General features: G+C 60.4%; 17 protein-coding genes. 11 read left to right on the forward strand and 6 right to left on the reverse strand.

The genetic code is table 11. The features are described 5' to 3' along the window. Positions 1–8 precede the first annotated feature (8 nt). The gene (locus tag ACTG2U_RS07350) at positions 9–3,383 is read right to left on the reverse strand and encodes an AAA family ATPase (protein ID WP_439974293.1); all 3,375 of its coding nucleotides are present in this window, start codon (positions 3,381–3,383) and stop codon (positions 9–11) included. A 213-nt stretch (positions 3,384–3,596) separates the two neighbouring features. Here ACTG2U_RS07350 and cysZ point away from each other — a divergent pair, with 213 nt between their 5' ends. After that, the gene (gene cysZ, locus ACTG2U_RS07355; RefSeq protein ID WP_005338455.1) at positions 3,597–4,361 is read left to right on the forward strand and encodes a sulfate transporter CysZ; all 765 of its coding nucleotides are present in this window, start codon (positions 3,597–3,599) and stop codon (positions 4,359–4,361) included. A gap of 146 nt (positions 4,362–4,507) precedes the next feature. Continuing rightward, positions 4,508–5,122, forward strand: coding sequence for a trimeric intracellular cation channel family protein (locus ACTG2U_RS07360; protein ID WP_005338456.1), 615 nt, complete (start codon positions 4,508–4,510; stop codon positions 5,120–5,122). 85 nt (positions 5,123–5,207) lie between these two features. Here the strand turns inward: ACTG2U_RS07360 and ACTG2U_RS07365 are convergent, their stop codons facing one another. The 4 genes from ACTG2U_RS07365 to ACTG2U_RS07380 all read right to left on the reverse strand — a co-directional run bounded on the left by ACTG2U_RS07365 (position 5,208) and on the right by ACTG2U_RS07380 (position 8,558). Beyond that, positions 5,208–5,459 carry a lipoprotein gene (locus tag ACTG2U_RS07365; RefSeq protein ID WP_005338457.1) on the reverse strand — a complete coding sequence of 84 codons (252 nt, stop codon included), beginning with the start codon at positions 5,457–5,459 and terminating at the stop codon, positions 5,208–5,210. A gap of 47 nt (positions 5,460–5,506) precedes the next feature. Next, positions 5,507–6,052 carry a DUF882 domain-containing protein gene (locus ACTG2U_RS07370; protein ID WP_005338458.1) on the reverse strand — a complete coding sequence of 182 codons (546 nt, stop codon included), beginning with the start codon at positions 6,050–6,052 and terminating at the stop codon, positions 5,507–5,509. Positions 6,053–6,216: 164 nt separating this feature from the next. Continuing rightward, entirely contained in the window at positions 6,217–7,701 is a 1,485-nt protein-coding gene (locus ACTG2U_RS07375; protein ID WP_042079849.1) for a L,D-transpeptidase family protein, read from the reverse strand. 92 nt (positions 7,702–7,793) lie between these two features. Continuing rightward, a complete protein-coding gene (locus tag ACTG2U_RS07380) occupies positions 7,794–8,558 on the reverse strand; it encodes a substrate-binding periplasmic protein (protein ID WP_439974294.1) in 765 nt (254 codons plus the stop codon). Between the two features lie 316 nt (positions 8,559–8,874). Between ACTG2U_RS07380 and ACTG2U_RS07385 the strand changes: the two genes are divergently transcribed. From ACTG2U_RS07385 to ACTG2U_RS07405, 5 genes are all read left to right on the forward strand, one after another. Continuing rightward, positions 8,875–9,420 carry a hypothetical protein gene (locus tag ACTG2U_RS07385; protein WP_041202288.1) on the forward strand — a complete coding sequence of 182 codons (546 nt, stop codon included), beginning with the start codon at positions 8,875–8,877 and terminating at the stop codon, positions 9,418–9,420. A 55-nt stretch (positions 9,421–9,475) separates the two neighbouring features. Further along, positions 9,476–10,495 carry a glycosyltransferase family 2 protein gene (locus ACTG2U_RS07390; protein WP_058056731.1) on the forward strand — a complete coding sequence of 340 codons (1,020 nt, stop codon included), beginning with the start codon at positions 9,476–9,478 and terminating at the stop codon, positions 10,493–10,495. Further along, complete coding sequence (locus tag ACTG2U_RS07395; RefSeq protein WP_005338463.1) at positions 10,492–10,863, forward strand: GtrA family protein; 372 nt, start codon at positions 10,492–10,494, stop codon at positions 10,861–10,863. Before ACTG2U_RS07390 ends, ACTG2U_RS07395 begins: the two co-directional genes overlap by 4 nt. Continuing rightward, positions 10,863–12,029, forward strand: coding sequence for a hypothetical protein (locus ACTG2U_RS07400; RefSeq protein WP_439974295.1), 1,167 nt, complete (start codon positions 10,863–10,865; stop codon positions 12,027–12,029). The genes ACTG2U_RS07395 and ACTG2U_RS07400 overlap by 1 nt, the downstream gene beginning before the upstream one ends. 229 nt (positions 12,030–12,258) lie before the next feature. Further along, positions 12,259–14,370: an alpha-amylase gene (locus tag ACTG2U_RS07405; protein ID WP_439974296.1), complete on the forward strand. Its 2,112-nt coding sequence runs from the start codon at positions 12,259–12,261 to the stop codon at positions 14,368–14,370. Between the two features lie 102 nt (positions 14,371–14,472). On the opposite strand, the gene ACTG2U_RS07410 is transcribed toward ACTG2U_RS07405, so the two are convergent. Then, entirely contained in the window at positions 14,473–15,072 is a 600-nt protein-coding gene (locus ACTG2U_RS07410) for a glutathione S-transferase (RefSeq protein ID WP_439974297.1), read from the reverse strand. Between the two features lie 170 nt (positions 15,073–15,242). Between ACTG2U_RS07410 and ACTG2U_RS07415 the strand changes: the two genes are divergently transcribed. The 4 genes from ACTG2U_RS07415 to ACTG2U_RS07430 all read left to right on the forward strand — a co-directional run bounded on the left by ACTG2U_RS07415 (position 15,243) and on the right by ACTG2U_RS07430 (position 18,819). After that, positions 15,243–15,887 carry a response regulator gene (locus ACTG2U_RS07415; RefSeq protein ID WP_076492859.1) on the forward strand — a complete coding sequence of 215 codons (645 nt, stop codon included), beginning with the start codon at positions 15,243–15,245 and terminating at the stop codon, positions 15,885–15,887. 113 nt (positions 15,888–16,000) lie between these two features. Further along, positions 16,001–16,597 (forward strand): TetR/AcrR family transcriptional regulator, encoded by a 597-nt coding sequence (locus ACTG2U_RS07420; protein ID WP_439974298.1) that lies wholly within the window; start codon positions 16,001–16,003, stop codon positions 16,595–16,597. An 82-nt stretch (positions 16,598–16,679) separates the two neighbouring features. Beyond that, positions 16,680–17,558: an alpha/beta hydrolase gene (locus tag ACTG2U_RS07425; RefSeq protein WP_439974299.1), complete on the forward strand. Its 879-nt coding sequence runs from the start codon at positions 16,680–16,682 to the stop codon at positions 17,556–17,558. Between the two features lie 112 nt (positions 17,559–17,670). Beyond that, positions 17,671–18,819 carry a patatin-like phospholipase family protein gene (locus ACTG2U_RS07430; RefSeq protein ID WP_439974300.1) on the forward strand — a complete coding sequence of 383 codons (1,149 nt, stop codon included), beginning with the start codon at positions 17,671–17,673 and terminating at the stop codon, positions 18,817–18,819. The last annotated feature ends 6 nt before the right edge of the window (positions 18,820–18,825 follow it).

Raw genomic sequence — 18,825 nt, forward strand, 5'->3', positions numbered from 1 at the left:
TTCTCTTTCTAGTTTTGCTCAGCCAAAGCGACGGCTTCACCGATATCGACCGACACAATGCGAGAAACCCCGGGCTCTTGCATCGTGACGCCAACCAGCTGCTCAGCCATCTCCATGGAGACCTTATTATGACTGATGTAAACGAACTGTACTGTGCTCGACATCTCTTTGACAAGAGAACAGAAGCGACCGACGTTCACTTCATCGAGCGGTGCATCCACCTCATCCAGCAGACAAAAAGGTGCTGGGTTGAGTCTGAAGATGGCAAAAACCAGCGCAAGCGCGGTTAACGCCTTCTCCCCCCCGGAAAGCAGGGCAATGGTAGCATTCTTCTTACCCGGAGGTCTCGCCATGATGCTCACTCCGGCCTCCAAAAGATCATCGGAGGTAAGCTCAAGCCAGGCACTGCCCCCACCGAACACTTTTGGAAACAGGGATTTTAAATCTTCGTTGACCTTATCGAAAGTGTCCCGGAACCGTATTTGTGTCTCTTTATCAATTCTTTTAATGGCTTGGCTCAAGGTTTCCAGCGCTTGCTCGAGATCCTGGCACTGATTTTCGAGGTAGGTTGCCCGGGTTTTCGCCTCTTCGTACTCCTCCAGCGCCGCCAGGTTGATGGCGCCGAGTGCCTCCACTTGCGCCTCCAGGGTCTGGATCTCCTGCCGCAGCTTGCCGCGATCAGCGGCGATCAGCACCGCCTGATCGAGATCTACCAGTCGAACACCCAGCTCTTCGAACTGCTCGTGCAACCCCTGTCGACGGGTGAGGTTGCGTTCGCGCTCAAGACGCAGGGTTGCCAGCTTCTCTTGCAGAGTCACCAACTGCTTGTGATCGGCACTTCTGGCCTGCTCCAGCTCACCGAGCTGGCGCTCCAGTTCCGCAAGCCGTTGATGGCAGGCGAGCTGCTGCGCCTCCAGATTGCGCTGCTCGGCCAGCAGGGGCGCCAGATCCGGCACGGCCTCGCTATCCGGCCCTTTCAGCCCGGCCAGCTCCAGCCCGAGCCTCGCCAGCTCCTCTTCACCCAGGGTAATGAGTTGGCGCAGATTGCCCAACTCCAGTTGCAGACGCTGGCAGGTCGCTTGTTGCTGTTCGCGCCGCGCACGGGCCTCGTCGACCGCCCGCTCGCAGCGGGTCAGCTGCTCCTGCGCGACCTGCAACCCTTGCGTCAGCGGCTCCCCCTGCTCCTGCAACTCGGCAAGGCGCGCCTCATCGAGTTCCAGTTGTTCACGGGCGCTGGCCAGTCGCTCTGCCTCTTCGGCCTGCTCCTGATCGAGCCGGACCAGCTCTTCGCCGAGCTGACCGAGCCGCTGCAACCGCTCCTGCCGCTGACCCTGCTGCAGGCTCCAGGCTTCGCGCAGTTGTTGCCATTTCTGCTCTTGCTCGCGCAAGGTTCGCTGCGACAACTCCTGCGCACTGGCAAGCTGGGCACGCCGGGCATCGGCAGCCACAAGTTGCTCGCTCAGCTGTGCCAGCCCTGCGGCAACCCTCTCCTGCTCGGTATGCAACCGCTCACGCTCACCGAGCAGCGCCATGGTGCCGAGCGCCGCGCCCTGCCCCAGATCTGCCCAGTTTGGCCCCAGCCAGTCGCCAGCAGGAGTCAGTACCGACTCACCGGCCGCAAGGCTTGGCTGGCGGGCCAATGCGACCTCCCGGCTCTCGACCAGCCAGATGGCATTGAGGAAGGCGGGAATATGCTCGCCGCCCAGTTGCGCCGCCAGCGTACCGGCAACCGCCGGTTGCGCCGGGCCAATCCAGAGCCCCTCTTGCGCCAGATTGCACTCGTCCGCCGGCGTTGCGGTGAGCCAGCGACCCAGCACCTTGTCGAGCGCCGGTGCCCACTCGGGGGCAACCTGCAACCGGTCGGCCAGGGTCGCCCCCTCCATCTGTTCGCCGAGGATCTGATCCAGAGTCGCCAGCCGCGCTTCCAGCTCCCGCTGCAGGCTCAACTGCTGGCCATGCTGCTGCTTGAGTAGTTCATGGGCGTCGACCGCCTGCGCCAGCTGCTCGGTCAGCTCGCTATTGGCCGCCCGCGTCAGCTCCAGCTCACCACTCAGGGCATCGAGGGCCGGTTGCAGGTCATCGGCCTCAGCGCCGAGGGGGCCTGCGCGTTCATCTTCCAGTTTGAGGCGTGCCAGCCGGGTCTTGGCTTGCAGCTCCTGCAAACCACCCAACCGGGTACGGGTCTGATTGAGCTGCCCCTGCACCCCGGCCAACTGTTGCTGCCACTGCTGCTGGCGCAAGCGGGCTTGTTCCAGCTGCTCGCTGGCGTGCTGGCGAGCCTCCTGCTGCTCGGTAAGCAACTGCTCACACTGCTCCAGCCGAGCGCTCTCCTGCTCAGCGCGCAATACCCCTTCGGTCAGTTGATCCTGCTGGCTGGCAAGCTGCGCCTTGCGGGTGGCAATCCGCTCGCCCAGCGCCTCTGCACGGACCTGCCAGTCGCGCCCCAGTTCACTCTGGTGCAGTTGCTGCTGTTCGAGACGGGCGATGGCCTGCCCGCCGAGAAAAATCTGTTGCTGACGGCTCGCCTGCTCGGCTTGCGCCTCTTGTCTGGCGACCGACAGGGTGACGTGGCGCCCCTCATCGGCGGTGCGCTTGGCATCGAGCGCCGCCAGCGCCTGCTCGGCCTGTGCCAGCTCTGTTTTAGCCTCACCAAGACGCGTCTCCAGCGCCCACAACTCGGAGCCAATCAGCTCGGCGCGAGCGGCGCGCGAACGACTCTTGAGCTGTTTGTAGCGCTCGGCCGTTTCGGCCTGGGCTTTGAGGTGGTCAAGGCGCGAACCCAGCTCGCCGCGAATATCGCCGAGGCGCTCCAGATTCTCCTGAGTGTGGCGAATGCGCTGCTCGGTCTCGCGGCGCCGCTCCTTGTAGCGGGAAACCCCGGCAGCCTCTTCCATAAAGAGCTTGAGATCGGCCGGACGCGACTCCACCAGTCGGCTGACAGTGCCCTGCTCAATGATGGCGTAGCTGCGGGGGCCAAGACCGGTGCCGAGGAAGAGGTCGGTCACATCCTTGCGGCGGCACTTCTGGCCGTTGATCTGATAGTGGTTGGAGCCATCGCGCAGCACTTCGCGGCGCACCGAGATCTCGGTAAAGCGGCCGAACTCGCCGGGCACCCGGTTATGGGGATTGTCGAACACCAGCTCCACCGAGGCGCGCCCGTGCGCACTGCGATTGATGGAGCCGTTGAAGATGACATCGGTCATGTTCTCACCGCGCAGATGGCGGGCGGAGCTCTCCCCCAGCACCCAGCGCACCGCGTCGATGACGTTGGATTTGCCACAACCGTTAGGGCCCACCACGGCGGTCATGTCTGCCGACAGTTCGATGCGGGTCGGCTCGACGAACGACTTGAAGCCGGCGAGTTTGATCAGTTTCAGACGCATGGCGACCTGTATCAGTGGCTAAATAAAGAGGATGCGGGCAGGTGACTTTACCAAATCCAGACCCGGCTTTGTGTGTAATATGCAGGCATCATCCCCATTCATGCCCGATTTTTGGTCGCCACGGCACGAAATAAGGAATAGTCGGCGACTTTACCAAATCAAAGGCTTGTTTGTAATATGCTGGCAGTTCTCCCATGCATAGATGGAGCTCACATGAGCCAATCACCCCATATGGTCAAAGATTCAATCAGCGGTGCAGACTACTTTCTGCGCGGATTTTCCCTCATTCGCCAACCGGGCATCCGCACCTTTGTGCTGATCCCCCTGCTGGTCAACTTCGTGCTGTTTGCCGGGGCCTTCTATGCCCTGCTGCTGCAACTGGACGGCCTGTTCGCCTGGCTCCACCAGCAGATCCCCGCCTGGCTCGACTGGCTGGACTACCTGCTCTGGCCCATCGCCCTCATCACCATACTGGTGGTCTTCTCCTTTATCTTCAGCTCGGTTGCCAACTGGGTAGCCGCCCCCTTCAACGGCCTGCTGGCGGAGAAGGTGGAGCAGATCCTCACCGGTCAGCCCGCCAATGACAGCGGCATGCTGGATATCGTCAAGGATGTGCCACGCACCTTCGGCCGCGAATGGACCAAGCTGAAGTATTATCTGCCCAAGGCCATCGGCTGCCTGATCCTGTTCCTGATCCCGGTGGTGGGCCAGACCCTGGCGCCTGTGCTCTGGTTCCTGTTCAGCGCCTGGATGATGGCGATCCAGTATGTGGATTATCCGTTCGACAACCACAAGATCGACTTCATCACCATGCGCGATGCCTTGAAGCAGCGCCGCGGCAAGTGCCTCAGCTTCGGCGCTTTGGTGACCCTCTTCTCCGCCATTCCGGTGGTGAACCTCTTCGTGATGCCGGTCGCCATCTGTGGCGCCACCGCCATGTGGGTCGATCACTACCGGCAGGAGCAGTTGGGGCGCTAACCCTTGAACATTGATTAGAAAAAGGCACCCGAAACGGTGCCTTTTCCGTATTTAGCATGAATTAAATTAATGCATGCATTCGATAGCTTGTCCCATATGACACGAGTTGGTAGGATTCTGGCCTTTCTCATTCCCTGGGATATCTCATGTTACATGCACTCTTCTTGGTTGGCCTGGTGGCCGAAGGGATGACCGGCGCGCTGGCCGCGGGTCGGCGACGGATGGATCTGTTTGGTGTGGTGATCATCGCCTCGGCGACGGCCATCGGTGGTGGCACCATCCGCGATGTGCTGCTCGGCCACTATCCGCTGCTCTGGATTGAGCATCCGGAATACGTGCTGCTGGTTGCCGCAGCCGCGATGGCGGGTGTGGTCTCCGCCCCCCTGATGCGCTACCTCGGCAAGCTGTTCATGGCCCTCGATGCCCTGGGACTGGTGGTCTTCTCCATCTTCGGTGCGGCCCGGGCGCTGGATATGGGCCACGGCGCCGGTATTGCCTGCATCATGGCGGTGGTGACCGGAGTCTTTGGCGGTGTGCTGCGGGATCTGCTCTGTCAGCGAATTCCGCTGGTGTTTCGTCGCGAGCTCTATGCAGCCATTTCGCTGATCACCGCAGCCCTCTACTGTCTGGCGCTGGATCAGGGCTTGCCCACCAACTGGGCAGCGTTCGGTTCCATCGGGATCGGCTTTGTGCTGCGGCTGCTGGCGGTACGCTTCAAGTGGGGTCTGCCCACCTTCAACTACCAGTACGCGACCCACTGAGTACGCCAGCTTCTGGCGAGGCGGGTTGGATTACGAGCAACAAAAAAGCGCCCGAGTGGCGCTTTTTTCATGGACGTTCTGCGACTCAGTTAATCCCTTCCGAGCTGAAGAAGGTCGCCTTGTCGGCGATAAAGCGGATCTTGATGTTCTTCCCTTCCCCGCCCCAGAGGCAGCTGGTGGTGCCCAAGGCATCATCACAACGCTCCGCCTTGCCCAGAATGGTGCTGGCCTCGGCGTAACTCATCCCCATCTTCAACTGGTCGTAATTTTCACGGTTGAGCTTGCTGCAACCGGTCAACAACAGGGCGATCAGGCCGCCAATCACTATCTTTTTCATCGCTATCTCCTCTCTGGTGGGAAGAGCTTGGCAGCTTGCCAACCCCTTTACCAGCTGCGCACCGGGCCGGTATCGAGGTGAACGAAGTTATCACGGGGATAATAACCGACCCCACCCACCTTGAGCTGGAGCGCCGCCTTGCGCAGATGGGCCAGCTGTACGCCGGGGATCCGCACATCCACCGCCTGCCCCAGGGTGTGGTAGCTGTGCTTGGCCACGCCGCGGCTCTTGTGGCGCTTCTGACGATTGGTTGCCGGGGCGCGATAGCCGGAGATCAGCTGAATTTCACTGCGCCGACCCAGCTTGTGCTGCAACAGAAACAGTTGATCAAACAGCTTCTTGTCGATGTTGAACACTTCATTGCGCCGGTAATCGCGGAAGATGTGGTTGAGCTCGGCCAACCCGTCACTCAGATAGTGGCCATTTTCCCAATAGCTGGCGCGCACCCGCTCGCCGGTATTGAGATTGAAGAAACTGAGTTCACGCCCGGTGGTACTGCGGCTGGCCAGTGCAGGGAAGGAGATCAGCGAGCTGCCCAGCAGGCAACCGGCTCCCAGCAACAGGCGACGTCGACTTATCTCTTGTTCCAGCATAAGGGGTTCGTCCATCGCAGATTCAAGCGAAAATAGTTGAATAAGATCACTGATTGAATGTGATACAGGCGCTTGAAACTACCCTCCGGCGGGGGGCCCTGTCAAACCTCAATCGCCCATAGAAAAGCCCGGCACAGGCCGGGCTTTTCACTCTGTGGCAGGGATCACAGCAGGCGGCTCTGGAAGCTGACCCGATCAAATCCGTAGATGTCGTTACGCAGTTGCTGGCGACCATTTTCGTCGATCCAGCTGCTCCAGTAGACGGTAAAGACCGGGATCGGCGTGGTGAGCGGCAACCATTTGGTCTGGCTCTCCTTGAGGATATTGGCCACCTTGTCCGGCTGATAGCGGGAGTCCGCCAACAACAGCTCGGCCAGATCGTCCGCATGTTCCACCCGGATGCAGCCCGAACTGAAGGCGCGCGCCCCCTGCTCGAACAGCGCCTTGCGCGGGGTGGAGTGCAGATAGATGGCATCATTGTTGGGCAGGTAGAACTTGTAGCGTCCCAGCGCATTATGATCCCCCGGCTTTTGCCGCAGGCGATAGGGGAAACCGGCGGCCAGCGCCTGATGCCACCCCTCTTCGGTGAACTGCACCGGATTGCCCTCGCTGTCGATCACCTCGAACTGCTCGCGACTCAGATAGGCGGGATCGCGACCCAGCTTGGGTAGGATGTCCTTGCTCAGGATCGAGCGCGGCACATGCCAGGAGGGGTTGAGCACGATGGAGCGAATTTCGCTGGCCAGAATGGGGGTGGCGCGCTGCTCCTTGCCGACGATGACCCGGCTGGTAAACACCTCGTTGCCGGACTCCACCACGCTCAGACGGTAGTCGGGAATATTGACCAGCACGTAGCGGCCACTGGCGAGTTGATCCACCAGATCGCGACGCCACAGGTTACGCAACAACAGACTGGCGCGCACTTGCGGGCCGGTATTGAGCCAGGAGCGGGTCTGACGACCGATAATGCCGTCCGCGGTGAGACCGTGACGACGCTGGAACTGCTTGATGGCCTGCTCGGTATCACCATCGTAAATCTGATCACCATGGCTCGGGGCGCTGTCGCCCAGCTCGTTGAGCATGGCGCGGATTTGGCCAAGCTCGGCTGAGCTCTCTCCGGCACGCAGGGTCGGCATATCGAGGGTTGGCCACTTGCTGGCCATCGGCATTGCCAGCAGTTTGTGCACTTTGGCCCGCACCGCCTCGTATTCCGCCACCTGGGGGCGTAGGGATTTCACCTGGGTGAGCAGGTCATCATCGCTGGGTTGGGTCACTACAGGGCGGTTCAAATCGAGCTTGAGGGTCTTCATCTGCTCGCGCGAGACCAGATCCATCCCCCGCCAGGCGTGCTGGAAACGGCTCAGCTTGGTAAAAATGTCGTCATAGATGGCACCACGCTTGTCTGCAGGGGTGGCCTGCAGACGCTTCCACTGCGTGAAAAAATCGGGGTGCAGCTGGGCTAGCACAGCCTCTTGCAACTGCTGCTCCAGCTCGACACGGGCCTGTTCGGCCTGACTGCCCTGATACCAGTCGTGTCCGGTTTTACTGGCCGCCACCACAACTTGTGCTTCGGTTGCATGTACCGCGCCAGCGGGCAAACATCCCAGCCACACCAGATTGGCAAGGGCCAGCCAATACTTCATCCCCATGGGTACCTCAAAACGGTTTGTTCACTCTGTCAGGCCTGACAAGCAGACCCGATGCTCAGGCCGCTCATGATGCGTGAACGGCCAATACTTTGCTAGCGCCCGGGGGCATAACGCTGCCAGATAATGTCATACGCATCTGTCTCCTTGAACCGCGCCAACGCCTGATTGAATTGTTGCAAGAACTGCGGCGAAACGCTGCGCTTGCCCAACATAAAGAAGCTTGGCGATTCAGATACCACCATGGGGTGACTGGTGAACAGACCGCTCATCCCCTCCTTGTTAAGGGCGCTGGGGGTAGCCAGCATGTCACCAAGGAAACCGTCGATCCGCCCGCGGGCCAGCTTCTCAAAATTTTGCTGGTCGCTCACCGCACTCACCTGTTTGGCATAGCGAGCGAGCAGCGACATCACTTCCTCACCATAGAAGTACTCTTTGGTAACGCCGAGGGAGTAACCACTGGCCAGCCAGCTCGCCAGATCCTGCTCGGGGTAGTGGCTGCCCTTGCGGATCCACAGCAAGGTGCGACCCGGATTGTAGGAGTCGGAAAACCAGGCATAACGGGCGCGCTCATCATTGATATTCGCCTCCATCGCCATGTCTATCTCGCCATACTCCATCTCGTGCAGTACCCGCTTCCAGGGCAGCTCCACATAGTGGACCTTGCAGTGCATGGAAGTGAGCACAGCCGTCAGCACCTCTGCGGCATAACCGCGCACCTCTTGCGGTGAATCGGCTTCGTAATAATGGTAAGGGGGCCAGTTATCGTAACCGACCTGAATAGGCTCGGGACACAAGGCCCTGGCCAATGCCATTGGCGCCCATAATCCAAGCAACAGACAGCAAGAGATCCACTTCATATGTCATCCTTGACGAATAAGTGAGTCATCATAAATCGCCCCCTGCAAAATGGCGATAGAGGCCAGATGACTATCGCATCCGCTAGAAAATGACGCAGCAAAGCGCTTCTATTTGCCAAATACCTTGCCGGAGCGCCACTGGCAACCGGCGCCCCGCCAGACCTGTTTAACCGGGAAACAGCAACGTTTGGAACAGGGGTAAAAAGGGGTTAATATGTGACCAAATTTTTTTTTGTGATCCACTATGCTTTTTTTGCAATTGGATTAGCATATGCGCGACATCGGCCTACCCATTCTGTCAGGCATAGAGAGTGATATGACGTACAAAAAGTTCGGTTTTTTGACTGCCATTCTGGCGTTAAGCGGTTTTTATCTTTACACCCTCTATCTGGCTGCTCACCCCAACGTGAGCCTGGCCTACAAACTCTATTATCTGGAAGGCAAGACCCGCTTCTGGGAACACAACTCCAGCATGACCTATCAGCCGGGTAACGAGCTCAATCTGACCAAGCCGAGCCGCTTTCTCTCCAGCGAAGGCTGGGCCAAGAAGCCGAGCGACGAAGGTACACTGCTCAGCGGTCAGGGCGGTCTCTACTTTGTGCTGCCCAAGCAGGCAGCCAATCCGGATCAGCTTACCGTACAGGCCCGCATCAATAGTCCGGAAGCCGGTGCCCTGTTGAAAGTGGCGCTGGGTCACGACTTCACCACCACGGTGAAACTGGCCAAAGCGGGTATCAACGAAATCCGCCTCAGTCTGCCCGGCGACTCGCTCACGGCAGATCCCAAGCGCCCCAATTTTTTGGCGCTCTCGGCACCTACTCCCATCAATGTGCAGTCGGTACGTTTGACCGTAGCCCAGTGATCCTTGCCCCGAATACCATTTTATAAAAACAACTATCCCAAATAAGGACGTTCTTATGTCGCATCCAGATTTTCGACTCTCTCTGGTCGTTCCCGTTTACAACGAGGAAGAGAGCATCGATGCCTTCATCAACGCGATAGACAACGAACTGGCCCCGCTGAAAGACCAGCTTGAAATTGTATTCGTCAACGATGGCAGCCGTGACCGCACCCGTGAAGTGGTCGAGCAGGCCATCGCCCGCGATCCGCGCGTGACCCTGGTCAACCTGGCACGCAACTTCGGTAAAGAAGCGGCCTTGACCGCCGGTCTGCATCAGGCCAAAGGGGATGCCATCGTGCCGATGGACGTGGATCTGCAAGACCCGCCCGCCCTGATCCTGGAGTTCGTCAAACTGTGGCAGACCGGTGACTATGACACCGTCTACGGCATCCGCGTCGATCGCAGCGCCGATACCCCGATGAAGCGCCTGACTGCCGGTGGCTTCTACCGCTTCTTCAACGCCCTCTCCACCAGCACCAAGCTGCCGGAGAACGCCGGTGACTTCCGCCTGATCGACCGTCGCGTGGTCGAGGCGATCAAGCTGCTGCCCGAGCGCAACCGCTTTATGAAGGGGCTGTTTGCCTGGGCCGGTTTCCGTGCCGTTGGCGTCCCCTACGAGCGCCCGGCCCGTCACGCCGGTGAAACCAAATTCAACTACTGGAAACTGTGGAACTTCGCCCTCGACGGCCTGCTCAGCTTCTCCAGCTGGCCGCTGCGGGTCTGGAGCTATGTGGGTGTCAGCGTCTCGCTGGTGGCCTTCCTCTATATCCTGAAAATCATCACCCAGGTGATCTTCTTCGGCATCGACGTGCCCGGTTACGCCTCCCTGATGTCCGTAGTGCTGTTCCTCGGCGGTATCCAGCTGCTGTCCCTCGGCATCATCGGCGAGTACATCGGCCGCATGTTCGTGGAAGTGAAACAGCGCCCGGTCTACCTCATTGAAGGGGTCTATGGCCAGTATGCCAAGCAGGATGCGGCCAAACCGCAGAGCGCTGACAGCAACCCGCAAGAGCAGCAGGAGCAGGCGCCTCAATGATCTCCCGCGAGGAATTCTGGCGGCTGGTACGTTTCGGTTTTGTCGGCGGGGGGGCTACCCTCGTCGACCTTGGCACCTCCATCGCACTGTTTCATACCTGGCCCACCATCTCGGAGCACCTGGTTACCACGTTGGCTTTTGCCATCGCGTTCTGGTTCTCCTTCTTTGGTCACCGCTACATCACCTTCCAGAAGCAGGGAGCCGCCAGCAAGTTTCTGCTGGTCGCCCTCTTCTCGCTGGCGGTGCGTAACCTGATCCTGAGCGGCCTGCTGTTTGCGGGGCTCTCCGGTCTGCTGCCGGTGGTCATCGCCACCCTGACCGTTACCGTCCTCACTTACGTTCTTTCTCGCGTCTGGGTTTTTGCCTGATGAATGATATGACCAATACTGCCCCGCTAACCGGGGCTGCACTCCCCTATCGCCCGTCACTGCGCATCAGCGGCCGTGACTGGCTGATGATCATCGCCGCCTTCATGCTGAGCCGGGTGGCGCTGTATGGCATGGGCTACTTCGGGGTCCAGCTCTATGGCTCCCCCGACATTGGCCCGCTGCAGGCCTATTGTCAGTTTGACTGCGTCTGGTTCCAGCGCATTATCGAGAACGGCTACGACCTCTACCCGCGCTGGCTGAGCAAGGGCAATGCGGCCAACTGGGCCTTTATGCCGCTCTATCCGATGGTCTCCGGTGCCATCTCCAACCTGTTCAATGTCGAGAGCCTGATCGGCCTCATCATTGTTACCAATATCTCCTTCTTCGCCAGCCTGCCGCTGATGCTGCTGGTGTTGCGGCAGCTCAAGATGGGGGATGATACCGCCCGCTTCGGCGTCTGGCTGCTCGCCTTCTCCCCCTTCTCCGCCTACTTCGTCTCCGGTTATACCGAGTCGACCTTTATGGCGCTGATGCTGGGGATGTTCCTGTTCGCCTATCGGGAGCAGTGGCTGATGGTGGCCGTGCTGGGGGTCTGTATCTCCGCCACCCGCAACCTGGGGGTGATGATGGTCTTCCCGGTGCTGATCCTGGCGCTGCAAGCTTACGGCTGGCGGGAATTTTTCCGCTTTACTGAGCGCGCCTTCAAGGTGGTGTTCACCCTCTGGATGATCCCGTTTGGCCTGTTCGCCTACATGGTCTACCTCTATCATCTGACCGGCGATGCCTTTGCCTTCAAGCACATTCAGGTGGCCTGGGGTCGCTACATGGACAGCCCGCTGGACTGGTGGCTGAGCGGTTTCGAGCTGGGCGGCCGCAAGGCTTACCTCTCCATCATGGTGATCTTCGGCTGGTGCCTGAACGGTTACCTGTTCAGCCAGAAGCGCTGGGCGGAAGCGACCCTGATGTTCATCTGCTGCACCATCCCGCTGATGACCGGCCTCAACGCCATGCCACGCTACATGTTCGGGCTCTACCCGACCCTGCTGGCCATCATTCTGCTGACCCATCGCTGGCCCGCCATCCGCCCTGCTGTGCTCTGCATCAGCGGCATGGTTGCCTCCTTCATCGCGGTGGCCTTCGTCAACTTCAAGTTCTTCACCGTCTGATGTGACGACGATGCCTGATACACCAAATGCCGGTCACCTGACCGGCATTTTTTTATGGCCGCTATTTTTATCGACAGAGCCTCCCATCTCCTCTCCGTCACACTTTCCTCGGCTTGAAAACGTAACCATTTGAACTGAAGTCACAAATCGGCATTTTGCCGATCCAAGGCGCGCTTTGCTGCTCCTAGAATGGGCCCTTGTCCGAACTGCCCTGCTCAAGGAATGGCTTATGCGTCGTGCTCATCACTTATCCCCCCTCTGGCTTGCCCTGCTGGCCGCCCCTCTGTTCACCCAACAGGCGATGGCCGCCCCCGAGGTTCGCCTCTATGTGGATGGTCAACCGGTGGCGACCCCGATCGTGCTGGACAAGGGCACGGTGGAGCTGACCCATCCCCTTGCCAAGGGGAGCCACCAGATCCGCATAAGCGACGCAGGAAACAGTTGCGGCACCAGCTTTGGCCCGAGCGAGAGCAAGCCGCTCCCCTTCGGCACCGCCCAGCCCATGGACAAATGCAGCAAGGATCAGAGCTTTACCCTGCGGGTGATGCTGGCCGGGGAGTATCAGTTCACCTTCAACCCGGATACCCCCAGCCTCAAGGTGCTACGGGCGACCAAGAAGAGCGAGTTCAAGCGCCAGCCACCACAAGAGCCCTGCATCAGCTGGGATGGTGGCCCGGTCACTGTATCCCTGAAAGGGGTCTGGCCCGACGGTACCCGACTGAGGGATGCTTACTCGAAACAGGAGGCGGTGGTCAAACAGGGCAAACTGACCCTGACCCCGAGTAAAGAGAGCGGCGGCCTGCTGCTGCTCGAACCGGTCAAGGCAGCCAAGCCAGCACCGTTCAGCTGGGATCAGGCGAGCGTCTATTTCCTGCTGACCGATCGCTTCCACAACGGCGACCCCGCCAACGACCACAGCTTCGGCCGCCAGAAGGATGGACAGGATGAGGTGGCCACCTGGCACGGCGGCGACTTCAAGGGGCTGACCGAGAAGCTCGACTACATCAAGAGCCTCGGCATGAACGCAATCTGGATCACCCCCATGGTGGAGCAGGTGCACGGCTTTATCGGCGGTGGTGAGCAGGGCAACTTCCCCTTCTACGCCTACCACGGCTACTGGGCGCTCGACTTCACCAAGATTGACCCCAACTACGGCGATGAAGAGAGCCTGAAAACCCTGGTGGACGAGGCCCACAAGCGCGGCATGCGGATCATCCTCGACGTGGTGATGAACCACGCCGGTTACGCCACCCTCGCCGACTTGCAGGATTTGGGGCTCACCGAACTGACCCAGAACAGCGGCAAACTGCCGACCGTCTGGAACCAGTGGCGCCCGAGCGGCGGCCTTAACTGGCATGGCTACAACCAGTTCATCGACTATCAATCACCCGCGTGGAACAAGTGGTGGAGTGGTGACTGGGTGCGCGCCGGTCTGCCCGGCTACCCGCAGCCCGGCACCGACGATGTCACCGGCTCGGTGGCGGGGCTGCCGGACTTTCTGACCGAATCGGCCAAACCGGTAGGGCTGCCGCCGTTGCTGGCGGCGAAAAAAGATACCCTCGCCAAGGCGCAGCCCGACGCTACCGTGAGTGACTATCTCATCGCCTGGCACACCGACTGGGTGCGCCGCTTTGGCATCGACGGCTTCCGCGCCGACACCGTCAAGCATCTGGAGCCCGAAGTGTGGGCCAAGCTCAAGCAGGCGGGCACCGCTGCGCTCAAGGAGTGGAAGACCAACAACCCGGACAAGGCCCTCGACGATCTGCCCTTCTACATGGTGGGTGAGGTATGGGATCACGGGGTGGCCAAGGATTTCTGGTATCAGAACGGTTTCGATTCCCTGATCAACTTCGACTATCAGCGCGAGTTCGCACTGTCACAGGCTCAGTGCATGGCCAGCGCCGAGCCCACCTATGCCAGCTACGCCAGCCGCATCAATCAGGATCCCGAGTTCAACGTGTTGAGCTACATCAGCTCCCACGACACCAAGCTGTTCTTTGGCGACTATCAGGATGTGCCGCTACAGCGCCGGGTCGCCAACAGCTTTATGCTGCTGCCGGGCGGTATCCAGCTCTACTACGGCGACGAGTCCGGCCGCGGGCTGGCCAAGGATGGCGGGGTGTTCGATCAGGCGCTGCGCTCGGACATGAACTGGCAGGAGCTGGCCAGCGGAGACAAGGCTGAGTTGGTCAAGCACTGGCAGCAACTGGGCCAGTTCCGCGCCGCCCATCCGGCCATTGCGGCAGGCAGTCACCAGAAACTCTCGGATGCCCCCTACGCCTTCGTGCGGGAGAAGGGGGATGACAAGGTGGTGGTGGTCTTTGCCGGTCGGCAGAAGTAACCCTTAAGCCACATTGACCAGCAGCAGAGAGGGGAGCCACTGGCTCCCCTCTTTCGTTTATCTATCTACCAAGGCTCACTGTGACAGGCGCGCCGCCACCGGTCACTGCAACCGCGCCTTGACCAACATCTCTTGCCACAGGGGCCAGGCCAGCAGCGCCTGCTGATAGGCTCCGGCCTGACCGGGCAACAGGATGCCGTAGCTGGCCAGTCGATAGGCCATCACTGCATAGAAGGAATCGACAATGCCCGCCTCGCCAAAGTAGAAGGGGCCCCGCGCCTGCGACCAGATCTCCTGCAAACGGGCCAGCTCACCGACCGCCTCCACCGGCGGATCGATACGGGTTGGCGCCCCAAGAAAGAAGGGGAGCAGAGAACGGATCTGCCGAAATCCCGCGTGCAACTCGGCGCAGAGGCTGCGAGCCAGTGCCCGCTCGGCCAGCAAAACCGGATAGAGCTGGCGGTCGGGACAGAGCTCGTGAACATATTCGGCGATGGCCAGCGAGTCGTGAACCCGCACGCCGTCGTGTTCGAGCCAGGGCACCAGACCGGCCGGTGCCAGCCGCTTGAGCCGCGCCAGCGACTTGGCATCCTCCAGATCGAACACCTGCTCCTGCCACGTCAGCCCGCTCATGGCGAGCACCAGTGCCGCCCGCATCGCCCAGGTGGAGCCGGTGCCCACCGCCAATACCAAGGATCCCATCTGTTGCCTCCTGCATTCGTTGCCTGCGACCGGCCAGTCTGCCCTGATGGCAAAACATCCGATGGTCGCTTCACATTTGCGCACCGGCGGGTTTGACCCTCTTGGTGAGCGATGCTAGTTTGATTTTTCAAAACAATCAGTTAGCAACAATGTGAGCCATTAACCGAAATATGGACAGCCAATTTACCATCGTCATCGCAGATGACCACCCCCTGTTTCGGGGCGCCCTTTACCAAGCGGTGCACATGGCCATCAACGACGCTCAATTGCTGGAAGCGGACTCCATCGACAGCCTGACCAACCTGCTCGGCGAGCACCCCGAAGTTGACCTGTTGCTGCTCGATCTCAAGATGCCGGGGGCCAACGGCTTCGAGGGGCTGGCCCACCTGCGCGGCCAGTATCCCGACCTTCCCATCGTGGTGGTCTCCGCCTCGGAAGATGCGGCCATCATCCAGCAGGTGCTGCGGCTCGGGGCGCTCGGCTTCATTCCCAAATCGGTACCGATGAAGGAGCTGGTCAACGCCCTCAATACGGTGATCGGGGGGGATAACTGGGTGCCGGAAGGCATCTCGCTCCATCCTGAATCGGAAGATGGCCCTGATTTCGCCAGCAAGCTGGCCAGCCTCACCCCCCAGCAGTACAAGGTGCTGATCATGCTGCGCGACGGCAGCCTCAACAAACAGATCGCCTGGGAGCTCAACGTCTCCGAGGCCACCATCAAGGCCCATATCACCGCCATCTTCAGAAAACTGGGGGTCAAGAACCGCACTCAGGCGGTTATCGCTCTGCAACAGCTCGATATCAAGGAGAGCTGAACCCCGCGCGCAGTGACACGCGGGAGACGACATAGCCAGCCATGCTGGCTATTTGTTGCTCGACAATTAGCACGATCGTACTTTATGCTGCCAGCGCCAACGAGGAGAGAGTGATGAGCAAGGGGCGCCTGACCCGGGAAACCATTTTGCAGACCGCCTTTGAGCAGGCGAGCCAGCAAGGGCTGGAGAGCCTGACCATCGGCTCGCTGGCCAGCGCCTGCGAGATGTCGAAAAGCGGCCTGTTTGCCCACTTTCAATCCCGCGACAATCTGCAGATCGCCGTGCTGGAGTTCGCCGCCGAGGTGTTCCGGCTGCGGGTGATCCAGCCGGTACGCCAGCAGGAGCACCAAAGCCAGCATGACAAGCTGATCGCCCTGCTGCGGGCCTGGCAGGCGTGGAACCACTGCTTCGCCGGACGCTGCATGTTCCTCGACGCCTGGACCTCGGCGCAGGATGGCCATGAGCAAAAGAGCCTGGTGCAGCAAGCTGCCCGGCAACTGGTGCGCTTCTGGCTCGACTATCTGGCCCGTCAGGTAGTGCAGGGTCAGGCCGCAGGCGAGTGGCGACAGGAGATGGATCCCTGGCGCGCCGTTTACCGTCTCTATGGCCTCTATCTGGCGGATCAGGTGTTCAACGATCTCGAACTGTGTCAGGATCCGACCCGCCACTTCTGGCCCGAGGTGGACGCTCTGCTCGCCAGCTGGCGCTGATGTTTTGGCATCCGTTCAACACTAATTTTTAAAAACCGACAAAAAAGCACGACCGTTCGCACATAAAAACCACAGGATGACCATGAGCAGCAAGATCTACTTCAACACCCGCCGCTTCAGCCCGAGCAAATGGCTGCTGGGGATCGGCACCCGGTTGCACCACAGACTCGCCCCCACCCATGCCAAGCGCACCGCCAGCAAGTTGCTGCTCACCCCCCAGCGCAACCAGCGGAATGCCCACGAGCCAGCGGGCCTGGTGAAGCAGGCCGTCCATACCAGCGAAGGGGTATTGATGAGCTATCGGCTCGGTCAGGGGCCGCTGTGGCTGCTGATGCATGGCTGGTCCGGCAGCGCCAGCCAGTTCTATCCGCTGATGAGCCATATCGCCGCGCAGGGTTTCACCGCCATTGCCTACGATCATCCGGCCCACGGCCAGAGCGCAGGCAACACTGGCCACCTGCCCCGCTTCGTACGCGCCTTCGACGAGCTGGCGACCAAGCTGGCCAGTGAAGTAGGCCCGCTGCACGGCGTCATCGCCCACAGCATGGGAGGCGCCGTCACCCTCTCCAGCCGTCAGGCGGGTATCGATACCCTGCCGCTGCTGTTGATTTCGCCGGTGCTCGACTATGTGCCCCAGCTCTACGGCATGGTGGCGCGCTCCGGCTACTCCATCCGGCTGTTCGATGCGGTGGTCAAGGAGATTGAGCAGGAGTACCAGCACCCCTTGAGCACGGTTGATCCGCTGGGCCGACTCGCCAGTCGCAGCGGCGAGGCGATGATCGTGCACGACGAGGAGGACAGGTTTGCCCCGCACGGCGATTCCTTGCGGGCCAGTCAGGATGGTCATACCCGGCTGGTGAGCACCCGGGGTCTGGGCCACGGTCGCATCCTCGCCAGCGCCCCGGTATTCGCCGCCTTCGATCAGCTGGCTCGGCCGGAAAATCCTCACCGCGCCCTTTGACATGGGGCCATGAAAAAAACGGGCAAGCGCCCGTTTTTATATTTGATACAGCGCCTTATAGTTAACTTGTCAGTGGGAACATTCTTGTCAGAACACAATAAGGCGCCAGCATATGGCCAGACCCAATACAGCGTTGTTGCTCACCGGTGGCGGTGCTCGCGCCGCCTATCAGGTCGGCGCTCTCAAGGCAATTGCGGAGCTCTACCCGCGCAATCTCGGCATCCCTTTTCCCATCCTGTGTGGCACCTCTGCGGGGGCCATCAATGTCACCGCGCTCGCCTGCTACGCCTCCTGCTTCCATCTGGGGGTGCGCAAGCTGGAGTGGGTCTGGCGCCGTTTCGAGACCCACCACATCTTCGATTTTCATCCCGGTCGCCTGCTGTGGCGGCTGATGTACGAGGGGTCAGCGGGGCTGATCAATCCCCACACCAACCACGCCTTTCACCTCTTTGACAACGCGCCGCTGCACCGCCTGCTGGATCAACTCATCGACTATCACCGCATCGATGACAACATCCTCTACGGCAGTCTGGAGGCGCTGGCCATCACGGCATCGGATTATGATGACGGCCTCTCCACCACCTTCTTTCAGGGGCGGGCCGACCACCATCCTTGGGAGCGAGCCAGACGGCGCGGGGTACGCACCGTGCTTACATCGGAGCACCTGCTCGCCTCCTCGGCGCTCCCCTTTGTCTTTCCGGCCACCCGGATCGGCGAGAAGTTCTACGGCGACGGTTCCATCCACCAGCTGAGCCCGCTCAGCCCCGCCATCCATCTGGGGGCGGAGCGGATCCTGCTGATCACCCTGGATCCGCCGGCGCACTCGGCGCCGACCCATCATCACGGCCATCTCACCAGCTCCAATATCGCCAGCCATCTGCTCGATACGGTCTTTACCGACACCCTCAACTCCGATCTGGAGCGGCTGTGGCGCATCAACCAGACTCTGGATCTTATCCCTGAGCGGGAGCGCAATCGCCTCAAGCTGAAACGGGTGGAGACCTGCGTGCTGAAACCGAGTCATGATCTCGACACCATCGCACTGGCCTACCTGCGCAAACTACCGCTAAAGTTGCGCCGCCTGTTGCGGGTGCTGGGCGTGAAGGGGGATGAGACCAGCAGTCTAGTGGCCAGCTTTTTGATGTTCTATCCGGGTTATTGTCAGCAGCTGATCAAGCTGGGCTATCAGGACACCCTGAGGGAGCGGGAGCGGGTCGTCGCCTTCCTCGATATCGATGGGCTACCAAAAGAGCGGGAATAAAGGGCG

It is taken from the genome of Aeromonas sp. 95A, assembly GCF_051919235.1.
GTDB classification, from domain to species: Bacteria; Pseudomonadota; Gammaproteobacteria; order Enterobacterales; family Aeromonadaceae; genus Aeromonas; species Aeromonas veronii.